The organism is Streptomyces sp. NPDC018964 (assembly GCF_044390325.1).
GTDB lineage: Bacteria > Actinomycetota > Actinomycetes > Streptomycetales > Streptomycetaceae > Streptomyces.
The window spans coordinates 91,649-106,056 of sequence record NZ_JBIRYZ010000019.1; the positions used below are offsets into that span (position 1 = coordinate 91,649).

Sequence of the window (14,408 nt, forward strand, 5' to 3'; positions counted from 1 at the left end):
GACGGTCAGGCCTGGCCGGTCTCGAAGCGGGAGATGCGGCCGTCGTCGTCGACGGTGAAGGACCACCGGGTGCGCATCTCGCCCCAGGTGTCGTTGCTGTAGCGGGCGAGGAGGCGGCGGCCGCCGCCGGACTCGTTGTCGACCTCTAGGTGCCCGTGGGAGGAGAAGATCTCCCGGTCGATCCACTCGGTGAGATCGCGCTCGGAGCCGTCGTCCGCCATGGTCGCACCGGGTGCCAGCAGGGACAGGAAACCGTCCCGGTCGTGGTTGTTGACGGCCGTGACGAAGGCGCGGACGGCGGGGTCGCTGAGACGGGTGCTCTGAATCGTCATGCCTGCCAGCGTCGTACCGGCCGCCGGAGCCCGCCACCCGCGTCACCCGAACGGCGACCGGTGGCGCGCCGGGCCGGCGGTGGGGGTGCGACGGTGGTCGGGCCGAGCCACTGCCCCGGGAGACGATGTGACCTGTTACGACCGACGTGATCTGGGCCTGCTGCTGCTCCGGCTGGGAACGGGCGGGGTGCTCGCGGCGCACGGCGCGCAGAAGCTGTTCGGCTGGTTCGGCGGGGGCGGCCTCGAGGGCACCGGTCAGTTCATGGAGTCCATCGGCTACGTGCCCGGCAGGGCGAGCGCCATGGCGGCGGGCCTCGCCGAGGCCGGCGGGGGCGTGCTGCTCGCGCTCGGTCTGGCCACCCCTGCGGCGGGCGCCGCGGCGGCCGGCGCGATGGCGGGCGCGTCCGCCGTGCACGCGCCCAACGGCTTCTTCAACCAGGAGGGCGGCTTCGAGTACGCCGCGTCCCTGGGGCTGACGGCCGCCGGCCTCGCCGTCACGGGTCCCGGCCGGCTCTCCCTGGACCACGCCCTCGGCCACGCGGTCAATCGGAGCTGGATGATCCCGGCGGCCTTCGCGGTGACCGCGGCGGCCACGACGATGACGGTGGGTGCGCGCGTCCGGCGGCTGCGGAAGGCCAAGGAGGGCGAGCAGGAGGCGCTGTTCGAGGAGTAGTCCGACGCGCCGGCGGTCTCAGCAGCCCGTCGGCTCCGTACAGGGCCCGCCCTCGGGCAGATGCGTCTCGGCCCACTTGCCGAGCTCCTTGAGCGCGGGTCCCAGCGCGGCGCCCGACTCCGTCAGACGGTAGGTGACCCGCAGCGGGGGCCCCTCGTCGACCTCACGGACCAGGAGTCCCGCGGCGCCCAGTTCGGTCAGCCGGTCGGAGAGCATGCGCTCGCTGATGCCGGGAATCGCCCGGCGCAGATCGGCGAAGTACGTCGGCTGTTCCACCAGCACGGCCACGATCGGGCCGGTCCAGCGCTTCCCGAGCAACTGGAAGACGCGAGTGATCCCGCCGTCCACCTTCTTGCACGCCTCTGGCTCATGCGCCTGCTCGACCGCCATGCCCCCAGGGTACTACCCCTCCGCAAGGGGATGAAAAAAAGTAAGTGACTGTGTTATTCATAGTCGAGTACGAATTCTCAGCGAGGGTGTTCCGGCGCCCCCGCCCCCTCACCCCTGGGAGAAACACCCCGATGGCCACCCTTCTGCACATCGACTCCTCCGTGCTCCCTGCGTCCGCCTCCGCGTCCCGTGCCGTGGCGGAGACCTTCCGCAGGACCTGGGAGGAGCAGCACCCCGAGGGCACCGTGATCTACCGCGACCTCGCCACGGACCCCGTTCCGCACCTCACCGCCGACGCCCACACGGCGGGCTTCGCGGACCCCGCCGCGCACACTCCCGGGCAGGCCGCCGCCTTCGCCGGGCGCCTGAAGCTGATCGAGGAGTTCGAGCGCGCGGACGCGCTGCTGATCGGCGCCCCGATGTACAACTTCACGATCCCCTCCACGCTCAAGGCGTGGCTGGACAACGTGATCCTGATGGGCCGCACCGCCGGTGAGAACCCCTCCGCCAAGGGCACCCCGGTCACCGTGATCGCCAGCCGCGGCGGCTCCTACGCGCCGGGCACCCCGCGCGAGGGCTACGAGTACGTGCAGAACTACCTGCGGGCGGTACTGGTCGACTTCCTCGGCCTCGACCTCGACTTCATCGTCCCGGAGCTGACCATGGCCGCGCAGAACCCGGCGATGGCCGAGCTGGTCCCGCTCTTCGAGAGTTCCCGGGAGCGCGCCCACGAGGACGCGGCCCTCAGGGCCAAGTCCCTCGCCGAGCGGCTGGCTGCCTGAGGCCGGTCACGGGTGCCGGGCGCCGGGTCAGCCCCGGCGCCTGGCGTCCTCCAGGTAGTGCAGCACGGCGGCGACCCGGCGGTCCGCGCGGTCGGTCGGCGCCAGGTCGAGCTTGGCGAAGATGCTGCGGATGTGCTTGTGGACGGCCCCGTCGGTGACGACGAGCCGCTCGGCGATGGCCGCGTTGCCGAGCCCTTCGGCCATCAGGGCCAGCACGTCGCGTTCGCGGGGACTGAGCCGCCGCAGCCGGGCGTCGGGCCGGGAGCGGCTGAGCAGCTGGGCGACGACCTCGGGATCGATGGCGGTGCCGCCCCCCGCCACCCGGTGCAGCGCGTCGAGGAACTCCTCGACCCGGCCGACCCGTTCCTTCAGCAGGTAGCCGAGCCGGGCACTGCCCTGGGCGAGCAGATCGGTGGCGAAGGCCTGCTCGACGTAGGCGGACAGGACGAGGACGGCGAGCCCGGGCCGGCGCCGCCGGGCCTCCACGGCCGCGGTGATCCCCTCGTCGGTGTGGGTGGGCGGCATCCGGACGTCGACGATGGCGACGTCCGGATGCTCCGCGTCCACGGCGGCCAGGAAGGCGTCGGGGTCCTCGGCCGTGGCCACCACGTCCAGTGACTCGGCGCGCAGCAGCAGCGCCAGCCCCTCGCGCAGCAGGGCGTCGTCCTCGGCGATCACGATCCGCATGGCAGGGTCACCTTCAGGGTGGTGGGGCCGCCGGGAGGGCTGGCCAGTTCCAGTGTTCCGTCGTGCGCCTCGGCGCGTCGGCGGATGCCGGTGAGCCCGGATCCGTTCCGCTCGTCCGCTCCGCCGCGGCCGTCGTCGTGGACCTCCACGTACAGCCGGTCGTCCAGGCGGCGCACGACGACACCGGCCTCGCGGGCGCCGCTGTGCTTGGCGATGTTGCTGAGGGCCTCGGCGACCACGAAGTACGCCGTCGCCTCGACGGACGCCGCGCACCGCCCCGCCACGTCGGCGTCGACGCGGCAGGGCACCGGACAGCCGGCCGCCAGGGCGGTGAGGGCGTCGGGCAGACTGCGGTCGGCCAGGACCGGCGGGAGGATGGAGCGGACGACCGCCCGCAGTTCGGCCAGCGCCTGTTCGGCGGCCTCCTGGGCCCGTTCGAGGACGGCGTCCGCCGCACCGGGGTCGCGGGTCAGGGCGCGGCGGGCCGCGCCGAGCAGCACGGTGACCGCGACGATCCGGTTCTGCGTGCCGTCGTGCAACGCCCGCTCCACGCGGCGCAGTTCGGTGGCGTGGGCGTCGAGTGCGGCGGCCCTGGTGGCGGTGAGTTCGGCGACCCGCAGGACGAGGTCGGTCCCGGGGTCCGGGCCGAGCAGCCGCCGTCCGGGCCAGGCCTGGAGCCGGGCGAGCACGGGGGTGCACAGCACGATGCCGGCGACGCCCAGTACGCCGAGGAGGGTGACGAAGAGGGCGCCGGGCCAGTCGCGCACGGTCCACCAGCCCAGGGCCGCGGTCGCCTCGCTCTCCGGCAGGAGGCGCCAGTACAGCGGGAAGGTGGTGTCGTGGGCCGCGTTCAGCGGCAGCGTCGCCCCGATCAGGCCGAGGAGCAGGCCGAGGGTCGCGTGCGTGCACACCCAGCGCACCTCACGGCGGACGGCACGGTCCGCGACCGCCGCCCGCAGCCCGGCCGGCGGCTCCGGCGGGCCGATGACCTCGGGGCCCCACCGGGACAGCCTGGCCCGTTCCCGGTCGGCGACGGCCCGCACCGCGTGCAGCGCGGACGGCAGCAGCACCAGGCCCACACCGATCAGGCAGGTCACCGCCGTCAGGAACAGCCACAGCATCGCGAGCAGCGCCAGCAGGCCGGTGCCCATGCCGCCGATGAGGTGTTCCAGGGCGTCCAGGGCGGCCCGGGCACGGGCCGGCACGGCCCGTGGACGCGTCGGCGTCGCCTCGTCGGTCACCAGTGTTCGCACCTCCCAGGCGCGGAGGATAGAACACCCGGTCCCCGGCCCGCCGGGCCATCCGACCGGTGGTACGCCGCCGGCGGCGCCGCGGGCCGCGTGCGGTACCCGGCCGGGCGCGCTCCGGGCCCGGGACCGGCGCGGCGTGCTCACTCGCGGACGCCGATGCCCTCGACCGGAGGGGTGCGCAGGAGCCGGCCGACGGGAAGCACCGTGGCGAGGAGCGCCAGGACGACGGTGCCGCCGACCACGGCGGCCCACCCGGCGGCCGGAACGTGGGGCACGCGCTGCCCGGCCACGGCGTCGAGGACCGACGTGAGGGTGACGGCCGCGATCGTGCCGCCGATGACGAGCGCCACGCCCAGCAGTCCGGCCTGTTCGGCGTGGACCATCCGCTTCACCTGACGGCGGGTGACGCCGGCCAGGCGCAGCAGGGCGAGTTCCCGGCTCCGGGCCAGGGCGGCCATGGCGAGCGTGTTGGCGGCGGCCAGGACCGCGTACCCGACCAGGACGGCGATGAGCAGCTTGTTCAGCCAGCCGCTGACGGCCAGGTCCCGGGCGGTCTCGCCGGTCAGCCGGTCGGTGTCCACCAGCGCGGCGGCCGGGTAACGGCGGGCGAGGCCGGCCAGGGCGGTCCCGGCGTCGGCGTCCGGCGCGGTACGGACGAGCACCTGGTCGTCGAGTCCGGTGACGGTGTGCCCGGCGAGGGTCCTCGTGTGGAGGGTGACGTCGCCGAAGCCCCAGCCGCGTTCGTACAGCGCGACGACGCGCAGCGTGACGGGCGTGCCGTCGCCGAGCCACAGTGCGGCCCTGTCCCCGAGGTGCCAGCCGGCGGCGTCCGCCTGTGCGGTGGACACGGCCACGGTCCCCGCGCGCAGCTCGGCGAGGCTGCCCGACCGGACCTCGAGGTCCATCGTCCGTTCCACTCCCTCGGGGTCGATGCCCTGGGCGGTCACGGTCTGTGCCTCGAGCCGGCCCGGTACGACGACCGAGGTGCGGCGCACGCCGGTCGCGGCGAGCACGCCGGGGATGCGGCGGGCCTCCGCCGCGGCGGAGGCGGGCAGACCGGCGGCACCGGTCAGGGCGTACTGGGCGAGGATGCCGTCGCGGCTCTGGACGGCCGTCTGCCGCCGGAGGTTGTCCTGCAGGAACCAGACGGTGCCGCCGAAGCCGACGGCGAGCACCAGCGCGGTGAGGACGGCGACGGTGCCCCGTGCGCCGGCCCGCAGGTTCGCCGCGGCGAGGTAGCCGCTGTCGCCCCACACGGCCCGCAGCACGGGCCCGAGGAGCCGGGCCGCGCCCTGGTTGATCCAGGGGGCCAGCACAGCGACCGCCGACACGAACGCGTAGAGCATGCCGGTGGCGGCGCCCAGCGCGGTCTGGCCGGAGGCGGCGCCGGTGAGTCCGGTCAGGGACACCGCCGCCGCGAGGAGCACCAGGCCGGTGACCGCCCGTGCCCTGCTGCCGGGGCCACGCTCGACGGCCGCCTCCCCGAGCGCCTCGGTGGGCTTGATCCGGGTGACGCGCAGCGCGGCGATCCAGGCGGCCAGGAGTGCCACGGCGGCGACGGCCACGGTCACGGCCACCGCGGACAGCGGTCCGCCCCGGACGGTGAGACCGTCGGGCACGAACTCCCGGGAGACCAGTTCGTCGTGGACGTACCGCGTGGCGAGCAGTCCGGCCGGGACGCCCACGACGGCGGCGGCCGAAGCGAGCAGGCCCACCTCCGCGAGGAGCATCCGCCGCACCTGGCCCGGGGTCGCCGCGACGGCGCGCAGCAGGGCGAGGTCGCGGCGCCGGTGCCGTACCGACAGGCCGACGGTCCCGGCGACGGTGAAGACGACGATCATCGCGGCGTACCCGCCGAACGCGCCGCCGGCCTGGAGGACGAAGGCCCGTGCGGCCGCGGCCTCGGGCTCCGCGGCCAGTCCGCGCCCGTCACCGGTGTACGTCGTCGCGCCGGCGCCGTCCGCCACCCGGCGCACCGCGGCGAGCACGGCCGGGCGGTCGGCGCCCGGTTCGGTGAGGACGCCGATGGCGTCGAAGCGGTCCGGGTGCGGATCGAGGCGGGCCGCTCGCGCGTCGGTGAAGAACAGCGCCGCCCGCTCCCCGGGCGCCCCGTCGGACTCGACCACGCCGCTCACCCGGTACGGCCGGCTCTCTCCCCCGGCGATGACGTGGGTGGTGTCGCCGGGGCCGAGCCCGCGGCCGTCGGCGAGCCGGGCGTCGACGGCGATCTCCCCGTCGGAGCGCGGTGGCGTACCGGCCACCAGCCGGTACGGGGCCAGGGCGGCGCTCGCCCAGCCGTGCCCCGTGACCGGCAGGTCCGGGGCCACGGGCGTGGTGACCGCGAGCGCGCGGTCGCCCACGGCGCGCTCCACCCCGGGCACCGCGGCCAGTTCGCCGGTCAGCGCGGCGCTCACCCCGCCGCGTTCGGGGAGCGTCACGGTGGTGTACTCGGTCTCGCCGAACACCGTCGGCCCGGCCACCCGCAGGTCCCGGTCGGCGACGACGGCGGCCGTGGCGCCGTAGCGCTGCGGCTCGCCCCGGTAGCGCCATCCGGACTCCACGAGCAGGGCGCAGGTCATCAGGACGGCGACGCCGGCGGCGAGCGCGACGAACGTGGCGGCGAAGCCGCCCTTGTGGAAGCGCACCATCCGCGCGGCCATGTGGAGCACGGTTCAGCCCTCCCGGCTCGCGACGGGCTGCCGGCGGCCGAGCAGCGCCAGGTGTTCGGCGATCCGCTCGGCGCCGGGCTGCGGCACGTCCCGCACGATCCGCCCGTCGGCGAGGACCAGCACGCGGTCGGCCCAGGACGCGGCGACCGGGTCGTGGGTCACCATGACGACGGTCTGCCCGCCCTGGTCGACCGCCGACCGCAGCAGGGCGAGGACCTCGGCGGCGGTCCGGGTGTCCAGGGCTCCGGTGGGTTCGTCGCAGAAGATCACCTCGGGGCGGGTGACGAGTGCCCGGGCGAGGGCGACGCGCTGCTGCTGGCCGCCGGAGAGCTGCGCGGGCCGGTGCCGCAGCCGGTCGCCGAGTCCCATCCGTCCGATCACCTCGGCCACCCGAGCCGGATCCGGCCGGTGGCCCGACAGCCGGGAGGGCAGCAGGATGTTCTGCTCCACGGTCAGCGCGCCCACCAGGTTGAACGCCTGGAAGACGAAACCGACCCGGTCGCGGCGCAGTTCGGTCAGCCGGCTCTCCGACATCGACGACAGGTCGGTGGCACCGATGCGTACCGTCCCCGAGTCCGGCCGGTCCAGGCCGGCCGCGCAGTGCAGCAGGGTGCTCTTGCCCGATCCGGACGGTCCCATCACGGCGGTCATCGTGCCGCGTGTGAACACGGCGCTCACGTCGTCCAGCGCCACGACCGGCTGTTCACCGCCGTACGTCTTGTGCACACGCTCGAGGCCGACGGCGACGTCGGCCGGGGTCAGTGACATGGTGGGGCGCCTTCCGGGCGTGGTTCGTCGTGGGACCCGAACGACGGTAGGAGGTGCGGGGGCCGCCGCCCATGCAGCCAGTGACCGAACGATGGTGGTGCAGGCACCACCACCCGGCATAACGTCCGTGGTCACGCCGTTCGCCCCGGCCAGGAGCGGTTCCGGCGGCGAGGACGGGGGACCGCAGGTCAACGGAGGATCACCTACCGGTCTCGGCGGGCCCTCTCCGTGTCGTCATCGAGACTCATCCGCAACACTCCGTACCGCACGTTCCGGCCCGCCGCGCCGTCACAGTCACCGAAGTCGACGTCAACCGACCGAGGGGGCACGGACGATGAAGTGGCACGGGACACGACGGCCGGCCGGAGCGCTGCTCGCGCTCGCGGCGGCGAGCTGCCTGCTGGCCGGCGGGTGCAGCGCGGGGAGCGACGACGGCTCCAAGGCGAGCGACGCCTCCTACGACCGCGGAGGCGACGGCCCGGCGCCGCTGCCCGCCCCCGACCGGGGCCCGGGAGAGCGGTACGACGGCGAACGGGACGAGGGCGATCAGGACTCCCGCGAGACCGCCCCCGATCCCGACCACCTGTCGACCTTCGCGCTGGACGTCGACACCGCCTCGTACGGCTATGCCCGCCGCACCCTCGCCGAGGGACGGCTGCCCGATCCGTCGACCGTCCGTCCCGAGGAGTTCGTCAACAGCTTCCGGCAGGACTACGAGCGTCCCGGCGGCGACGGCTTCACGGTCACTGTGGACGGCGCCCGCACGGAGGAGGAGGACTGGTCGCTGGTCCGGGTGGGCCTGGCCACCCGGGCCGCCGAGCCGGACGGTGAACGCCCGCCCGCCGCCCTGACGTTCGTCATCGACGTCTCGGGGTCGATGGCGGAACCGGGCCGCCTCGACCTCGCGCGGGAGTCCCTCGCGACCATGACGGACCGGCTGCGCGACGACGACTCGGTGGCCGTCGTCACCTTCAGCGACGAGGCCGAGACCGTCCTGCCGATGACCCGGCTCGGCGGCAACCGGGGCGAGGTCCACGACGCCGTCGACAGCCTGGAACCGACCGACTCCACCAACCTCGGGGCGGGTGTGGAGACCGGGTACGAGACCGCCGTCGAGGGGCTGCGCGAGGGCGCGACCAACCGGGTCGTGCTCGTCTCCGACGCGCTCGCGAACACCGGTGACACGGACGCCGACGCGATCCTCGAACGCATCGCGGAGTCCCGCCGCGAGCACGGCATCACCCTGTTCGGTGTCGGTGTCGGCAGCGACTACGGCGACGAACTCATGGAACGGCTCGCCGACGAGGGCGACGGCCACACCGTGTACGTGTCCGGCGAGGAGGACGCCCGCGAGGTGTTCTGCGAGCAGCTGCCCCGCAACATCGGGCTGACGGCCCGTGACGCCAAGGCGCAGGTCGCCTTCGACCCGGAGACGGTCGCCGAGTTCCGGCTCGTCGGCTACGACAACCGGCGGGTCGCCGACGAGGACTTCCGTGACGACCGCGTGGACGGCGGCGAGGTCGGACCCGGCCACACCGTGACCGCCCTGTACGCCGTACGCACCCGGCCCGGGGCGGAGGGCCACCTCGCGACGGCCACCGTGCGCTGGCTCGACCCCGACAGCCGCGCCCCGCACGAGGAGACGGGCGACCTGGAGGCCGACGGTCTCGCCGGCTCCGTGTGGAGCGCGCGGCGCGGTCTGACGGTCACCGCGACCGCGGCCTACTTCGCCGACGCCCTGCGCTCGTACGACCACCGCTACGGCACGCTGCCGGGCGCCCCCGGCCTCGGTGAACTCTCCGAGCACGCTGACGACTTGGCGGACCGCACGGAGGACGAGGACATCCGCGGGCTGGCGGAGGCGATCCGCACGGCGAACCGGCTGGGCTGACCCCCGCCCGTTGACTGATTTCTACGCGCGGGTAAGTTGACTCCGGAGTAAGTAAGTACGGCAGCACCAGCCGCGACCGGGAGCCGTCATGGGCGTACGCAGGGATCTGAAACGGGCGGTACGACGCACGGGTCCGGCCGGCCGGGCCGGGGCCGAGACCGTCAGGGACGAGCACGGCGTCGTGCGTGAGGCCCGTACGGCGGCCCTGGCCCCGCGGCGGACCACCGGCAGCACGGCCGACATCCCGTTCGCCAACGCGGCCGAGGCCCCGGACGCGGTGGTGCTGCGGCGCGAGGAGCACGGCGCCTGGCGCCCGGTGACGGCGGCGGCCTTCGCCGACGAGGTCACCGCCGTGGCCAAGGGGCTGATCGCCGCCGGCCTCGAACCGGGCGACCGGGTCGCCGTGATGTCCCGTACGCGCTACGAGTGGACGGTCCTGGACTTCGCGGTCTGGTCCGCCGGCGGCCGGGTCGTACCGGTCTACCCCACCTCCTCGGCGGAGCAGGTGGAGTGGATCGTCCGTGACTCCGGCGCCCGGTACGTCGTCACGGAGACCGCGCGCAACACGGCCGCCGTCGTCGCCGGTACCGCCGCCCACCCGGAGCCCCCACGCGTGTGGGAACTGGACACGGACGCCCTCGCCGACCTCACCGCGCTCGGCCGGGACGTCCCCGACGAGGAGGTCACCGGGCGCCGTACCGCCCTGACCCCCGACAGCGTCGCGACCGTCTGCTACACCTCCGGCACCACCGGACGTCCCAAGGGCTGCGTCCTCACCCACGCCAACCTGTACGCCGAGGCCGCCAACACGGTCGAACTGCTGCACCCCGTCTTCGAGGAGGTCACCGGCCAGGCCGCCTCGACCCTGCTCTTCCTGCCGCTCGCCCACGTCCTCGGCCGCACCATCCAGATCGCCTGCCTGCTCGCCCGCATCGAGATCGGCCACTTCCCGAGCATCAGGCCGGACGAACTCCGGCCCGCCCTCAAGTCGTTCCGCCCGACGTTCCTGGTGGGCGTGCCCTACCTCTTCGAGAAGATCCACGACACCGGCCGGGCCACCGCCGAGAAGATGGGCCGCGGCGCCTCCTTCGAACGCGCCCACCGTGTCGCCGTCCGCTTCGGCGAGGCCCACCTCGACAGGTTCCTGGGCCGCGGCAAGGGCCCCGGCCCCGGGCTGTACGCCGCCTGGGCCCTGTACGACCTGCTGGTCTACCGCCGGGTCCGCAAGGAACTCGGCGGCCGGACGCGCTACGCCATCAGTGGCGGCTCCCCGCTGGAGCGCGACCTCAACCTCTTCTTCTACGCGGCCGGGATCATGATCTACGAGGGCTACGGCCTGACCGAGACCACCGCCGCCGCCACCGTCGTCCCGCCGCTGGGTCCCCGCCCCGGCACGGTCGGGCTCCCGGTCCCCGGCACCGCGGTCCGCATCGCCGACGACGGTGAGGTGCGGATCAAGGGCGGCATCGTCTTCGGGTCGTACTGGAACGACCCGGCCGCCACCGACGAGGCGCTCGACGACGGTTGGTTCACCACCGGCGACCTCGGCTCCCTCGACGAGGACGGCTATCTGACCATCACCGGCCGCAAGAAGGACATCCTCGTCACCTCCGGCGGAAAGAACGTCTCCCCGGCCGTCCTGGAGGACCGGCTGCGCAGCCGTCCGCCCGTCGGCCAGTGCCTCGTCGTCGGCGACAACCGCCCCTTCGTGGCCGCGCTGATCACCCTCGACCCCGAGACGGTCGCCCACTGGCTGGCGGTGCGCAGACTGCCCGCCGGCACGCCGATGTCCGAGGTCGTCCGTGATCCCCGGATGCGCGCCGACGTGCAGAGGGCCGTCGACTACGCCAACGAGGCCGTCTCCCGCGCGGAGTCCATCCGCGCCTTCGCCCTGATCGAGGGCGAGTTCACCGAGGAGAACGGGCTCCTGACGCCGTCCCTCAAGGTCAGGCGGCAGGCGGCGCAGGAGGCCTACGCGGACGAGATCGCGGCCCTGTACTCCTGACCCCCGTGTCCCGCAGGGCACGGAGGTAGCGCCCGCGGACGTGGAGCTGCGCCAGCAGGAGAACGGGGAAGAGCGGGCGCCAGGGGCCCGCCGGAGCCGCCCGGGTCAGGGAGCGCAGGGTCAGCAGGACCCGGCCGTCGCCGTCCCGGTGCACGATGAAGGCCTCCTCCCCGCTGACCGGGTGGCCCCGGCGGGTGCCGTAGGCGAAACCGCACCGGTCCCCGGTCTCCACCACGGCGACGACCTCGACCGGTTCCCGTACGACGCACCGGCCGAGGCCCGCCGTGACGGTGTACCGTCCGCGCTCGCGCACGCCGAGGCCGCCCCCGTCGGCCGGGGCGACGGCGAAACCGCTGCGCCGTTTGACCTCCCACCGCAGCACCGCCTCCCTGGCGGCGGTCCAGACGTCCTCTCCCCGTCCGATCGTCACGGTCCTCTCGAACCGGCGGAACCCGGGCGGGGACTCCGACCAGAGCCGGACCCGCGGGGCGGTGGCACCGCGGGGGCCGTAGGTGAGACCGCCGTCGTCACCCCTGTGCATCCGTCCCCCGCCCCAGGAAGGCGGACAGGCCCGTCAGCAGCCGGTCGACGTCCTCGTCGCTGGTGTAGGGGGCCAGTCCGACGCGGAGGCCGCCGGTGTCGCCGAGGCCGAGGCGGCGGGACGCCTCCAGCGCGTAGAAGCTGCCGGAGGGCGCGTGGACGCCGCGCCCGGCGAGGAAGCGGTAGGCGTCCTCGGTGCGGTGGCCGTCGAGGGTGAGCAGCAGGGTCGGGGTGCGCCGGGCCGCACGGGAGTGGACGGTGACCTGGGGCAGGGCCGCCAGCCCCTTCTCCAGCCGGTCGCGCAGGGCTCCCTCGTGTTCCTCGATCCCCTCGAACGCCGCGGTGAGCCGTTCCCGGCGGCTGCCGCCCGGCCCGGCGCCCAGCCCGGCCAGGAAGTCGACCGCCGCACGGGTGCCCGCGAGGAACTCGTAGGGCAGCGTGCCCAGTTCGAAGCGCTCGGGGACCGCGTCCGTGGAGGGCAGCAGTTTGTCCGGGCGCAGTGTCTCCAGAAGTTCGGGGCGGGCGGCCAGGACGCCGTGGTGGGGGCCGAGGAACTTGTACGGGGAGCAGACGAAGAAGTCCGCACCGAGCGCCTCGACGTCGACCGGGGCGTGTGCGGCGTAGTGCACGCCGTCGACGTACAGCAGGGCGCCCGCCTCGTGCGTGATCCGCGCGATCTCGGCGATCGGCGGCATCGTGCCGATCAGGTTGGAGGCCGCGGTGACCGCGACCAGCCGGGTGCGGCCGGAGAGTCGGGCGCGGATGTCGTCGGCGGTCAGTTCACCGGTGGCCGGGTCGAAGTCCGCCCACCGGACGGTGCAGCCGGCCCGTTCGGCCGCCTGCGTCCAGGGGCGGATGTTGGCGTCGTGGTCCAGCCGGGTGACGACCACCTCGTCGCCCGGTGACCAGGTCGCGGCGAGGGTGCGGGAGAAGTCGTAGGTGAGCTGGGTGGCGCTGCGGCCGAAGACGATGCCCGCCGGGTCGGCGCCCAGCAGGTCGGCCATGGCGCGCCGGGCCTCGACGACGGCGGTCTCGGCGTTGCGCTCGCCGGGCAGTCCGTCGCCGCGGATCGAGAGCGGCCGGGACAGCGCGGCGGCGATCGCCTCGATGACGGGCAGCGGCGTCTGGGTGCCGCCGGGGCCGTCGAAGTGCGCGGTGCCGGCGGCCAGCGCGGGCACCTGGGCGCGCAGTGCGGTGAGGTCGTACGTCATGTGAGGCCTTCTGTCGATGCGGTGCGGGGATGCCGGTCAGGTGGACGGGTCGTCGGCCCGCGGCGCGAGCGGCGGATCGGAGAGCTGCTCGCGCAGATAGTTCCAGACGACCGCGATCAGGGCGGCGACCGGTACGGCGAGCAGGCTGCCGACGATGCCGGTCAGACTGCCGCCGAGCGTCACCGCCAGCAGGACGACCGCCGCGTGCAGTCCGAGACCGCGGCTCTGGATCATGGGCTGGAACACGTTGCCCTCGAGCTGCTGCACCACGACGATGACGGCCAGCACGAGCAGCGCGTCCGTCAGGCCGTTGGACACCAGCGCGATCAGCACCGCGACGAAGCCGGCGAACAGGGCACCCACGATGGGCACGAACGCGGACACGAAGGTCAGCACCGACAGCGGCAGCACCAGGGGGACGTCCAGGATCCACAGGCCCAGGCCGATCAGTACGGCGTCGATCAGGCCGACGAGCGCCTGGGAACGCACGAACGAGCCCAGGGTGAGCCAGCACCGCTCGGCGACGGCGGGCACGTCCGTGGCGAGCCGGCCGGGGAGCTGCCGGCCGAGCCAGGGCAGGAAGCGCGGTCCGTCCTTGAGGAAGAAGAACATCAGGAAGAGCGCGAGGACGGCCGTGACCACACCGCTGAAGAGGGTGCTCACGCCGGTGACGGCGGTGGTGGCGATGGCTCCGGCGCTGTCCCGGATGCGGGCGGTCGCGGTGTCGAAGGCACCGGCGATCTGGGCGTCGTCGATGTTCAGCGGCGGCCCGGCGGCCCATTCGCGCAGCCTCTCGACGCCCTCGACGACACCGTCGGCCAGTTCGCCGGACTCCGACGCCACGGGCACCGCGATCAGGGCCGCGGTGCCCGCGGCCACCGCCAGGAACAGCACGGTCACCAGGGAGGCGGCGAGCGCCGGGGGCAGACCGTGACGGCGCAGGAAACGGGTCGGGGGCCAGGTGAGCGTGGTGAGGAGGAGTGCGACTATCAGCGGCCAGACCACCGACCACATCCGGCCCAGCATCCACAGCACCACCGCCGCCGCCACCAGGACCAGCAGCAGCTCACCGGAGACACGCGCCGAGGTGCGCAGCGCGGCGCGGGTTCTCCCCGCGTTCAACGTGGCAGACATGGAGGCACCTTATGGGGCCCGCCGTTCGCGGTGATCGTCAGGTACCCGCCCGGGAGGGACGTCCGGCGGGGGCGCA

The 14,408-nt window shown here is 74.3% G+C and carries 13 protein-coding genes; 4 read left to right on the forward strand and 9 right to left on the reverse strand.

Annotated features, from left to right (window positions below):
- Positions 1-5 precede the first annotated feature (5 nt).
- Positions 6-332, reverse strand: a complete 327-nt coding sequence (locus ACH5AO_RS26940) for a hypothetical protein (protein WP_073934058.1) — start codon at positions 330-332, stop codon at positions 6-8.
- Positions 333-459: 127 nt separating this feature from the next.
- Here ACH5AO_RS26940 and ACH5AO_RS26945 point away from each other — a divergent pair, with 127 nt between their 5' ends.
- Positions 460-1,005, forward strand: coding sequence for a DoxX family protein (locus tag ACH5AO_RS26945; protein WP_398928971.1), 546 nt, complete (start codon positions 460-462; stop codon positions 1,003-1,005).
- A gap of 18 nt (positions 1,006-1,023) precedes the next feature.
- Here the strand turns inward: ACH5AO_RS26945 and ACH5AO_RS26950 are convergent, their stop codons facing one another.
- Positions 1,024-1,395 (reverse strand): winged helix-turn-helix transcriptional regulator, encoded by a 372-nt coding sequence (locus tag ACH5AO_RS26950; RefSeq protein WP_398928973.1) that lies wholly within the window; start codon positions 1,393-1,395, stop codon positions 1,024-1,026.
- Positions 1,396-1,526: 131 nt separating this feature from the next.
- Here ACH5AO_RS26950 and ACH5AO_RS26955 point away from each other — a divergent pair, with 131 nt between their 5' ends.
- The gene (locus ACH5AO_RS26955; protein ID WP_398928975.1) at positions 1,527-2,177 is read left to right on the forward strand and encodes an FMN-dependent NADH-azoreductase; all 651 of its coding nucleotides are present in this window, start codon (positions 1,527-1,529) and stop codon (positions 2,175-2,177) included.
- A 27-nt stretch (positions 2,178-2,204) separates the two neighbouring features.
- Here ACH5AO_RS26955 and ACH5AO_RS26960 read toward each other — a convergent pair whose 3' ends face one another.
- The 4 genes from ACH5AO_RS26960 to ACH5AO_RS26975 form a co-directional block, all read right to left on the reverse strand.
- A complete protein-coding gene (locus ACH5AO_RS26960) occupies positions 2,205-2,864 on the reverse strand; it encodes a response regulator (RefSeq protein ID WP_398928977.1) in 660 nt (219 codons plus the stop codon).
- Positions 2,852-4,108 carry a sensor histidine kinase gene (locus ACH5AO_RS26965; RefSeq protein WP_398929032.1) on the reverse strand — a complete coding sequence of 419 codons (1,257 nt, stop codon included), beginning with the start codon at positions 4,106-4,108 and terminating at the stop codon, positions 2,852-2,854. Before ACH5AO_RS26965 ends, ACH5AO_RS26960 begins: the two co-directional genes overlap by 13 nt.
- A 146-nt stretch (positions 4,109-4,254) precedes the next feature.
- On the reverse strand, positions 4,255-6,774 hold the full coding sequence (locus tag ACH5AO_RS26970) for an FtsX-like permease family protein (RefSeq protein WP_398928979.1): 2,520 nt from the start codon (positions 6,772-6,774) through the stop codon (positions 4,255-4,257).
- A 12-nt stretch (positions 6,775-6,786) separates the two neighbouring features.
- A complete protein-coding gene (locus ACH5AO_RS26975; protein WP_398928981.1) occupies positions 6,787-7,551 on the reverse strand; it encodes an ABC transporter ATP-binding protein in 765 nt (254 codons plus the stop codon).
- A 334-nt stretch (positions 7,552-7,885) separates the two neighbouring features.
- Here ACH5AO_RS26975 and ACH5AO_RS26980 point away from each other — a divergent pair, with 334 nt between their 5' ends.
- Together ACH5AO_RS26980 and ACH5AO_RS26985 are read left to right on the forward strand one after the other, a co-directional pair.
- The gene (locus ACH5AO_RS26980; protein ID WP_398928983.1) at positions 7,886-9,442 is read left to right on the forward strand and encodes a von Willebrand factor type A domain-containing protein; all 1,557 of its coding nucleotides are present in this window, start codon (positions 7,886-7,888) and stop codon (positions 9,440-9,442) included.
- 88 nt (positions 9,443-9,530) lie between these two features.
- Positions 9,531-11,447 carry an AMP-dependent synthetase/ligase gene (locus ACH5AO_RS26985; protein WP_398928986.1) on the forward strand — a complete coding sequence of 639 codons (1,917 nt, stop codon included), beginning with the start codon at positions 9,531-9,533 and terminating at the stop codon, positions 11,445-11,447.
- Here ACH5AO_RS26985 and ACH5AO_RS26990 read toward each other — a convergent pair.
- The 3 genes from ACH5AO_RS26990 to ACH5AO_RS27000 are packed head-to-tail and all read right to left on the reverse strand — an operon-like array spanning position 11,389 to position 14,332.
- A complete protein-coding gene (locus ACH5AO_RS26990) occupies positions 11,389-11,988 on the reverse strand; it encodes a DUF1990 family protein (RefSeq protein WP_398928988.1) in 600 nt (199 codons plus the stop codon). The genes ACH5AO_RS26985 and ACH5AO_RS26990 overlap by 59 nt on opposite strands.
- Positions 11,975-13,198: a cysteine desulfurase-like protein gene (locus ACH5AO_RS26995; protein ID WP_398928990.1), complete on the reverse strand. Its 1,224-nt coding sequence runs from the start codon at positions 13,196-13,198 to the stop codon at positions 11,975-11,977. Before ACH5AO_RS26995 ends, ACH5AO_RS26990 begins: the two co-directional genes overlap by 14 nt.
- A 36-nt stretch (positions 13,199-13,234) precedes the next feature.
- Entirely contained in the window at positions 13,235-14,332 is a 1,098-nt protein-coding gene (locus tag ACH5AO_RS27000; RefSeq protein WP_398928992.1) for an AI-2E family transporter, read from the reverse strand.
- Positions 14,333-14,408 lie beyond the last annotated feature (76 nt).

Coding starts and splice junctions, on each gene's coding strand:
- ACH5AO_RS26940 (WP_073934058.1), bottom strand. CDS start 332: ATGACGATTCAGAGCACCCGTCTCAGCGACCCCGCCGTCCGCGCCTTC.
- ACH5AO_RS26950 (WP_398928973.1), bottom strand. CDS start 1,395: ATGGCGGTCGAGCAGGCGCATGAGCCAGAGGCGTGCAAGAAGGTGGAC.
- ACH5AO_RS26955 (WP_398928975.1), top strand. CDS start 1,527: ATGGCCACCCTTCTGCACATCGACTCCTCCGTGCTCCCTGCGTCCGCC.
- ACH5AO_RS26960 (WP_398928977.1), bottom strand. CDS start 2,864: ATGCGGATCGTGATCGCCGAGGACGACGCCCTGCTGCGCGAGGGGCTG.
- ACH5AO_RS26970 (WP_398928979.1), bottom strand. CDS start 6,774: ATGGCCGCGCGGATGGTGCGCTTCCACAAGGGCGGCTTCGCCGCCACG.
- ACH5AO_RS26975 (WP_398928981.1), bottom strand. CDS start 7,551: ATGTCACTGACCCCGGCCGACGTCGCCGTCGGCCTCGAGCGTGTGCAC.
- ACH5AO_RS26980 (WP_398928983.1), top strand. CDS start 7,886: ATGAAGTGGCACGGGACACGACGGCCGGCCGGAGCGCTGCTCGCGCTC.
- ACH5AO_RS26985 (WP_398928986.1), top strand. CDS start 9,531: ATGGGCGTACGCAGGGATCTGAAACGGGCGGTACGACGCACGGGTCCG.
- ACH5AO_RS26990 (WP_398928988.1), bottom strand. CDS start 11,988: ATGCACAGGGGTGACGACGGCGGTCTCACCTACGGCCCCCGCGGTGCC.
- ACH5AO_RS26995 (WP_398928990.1), bottom strand. CDS start 13,198: ATGACGTACGACCTCACCGCACTGCGCGCCCAGGTGCCCGCGCTGGCC.
- ACH5AO_RS27000 (WP_398928992.1), bottom strand. CDS start 14,332: ATGTCTGCCACGTTGAACGCGGGGAGAACCCGCGCCGCGCTGCGCACC.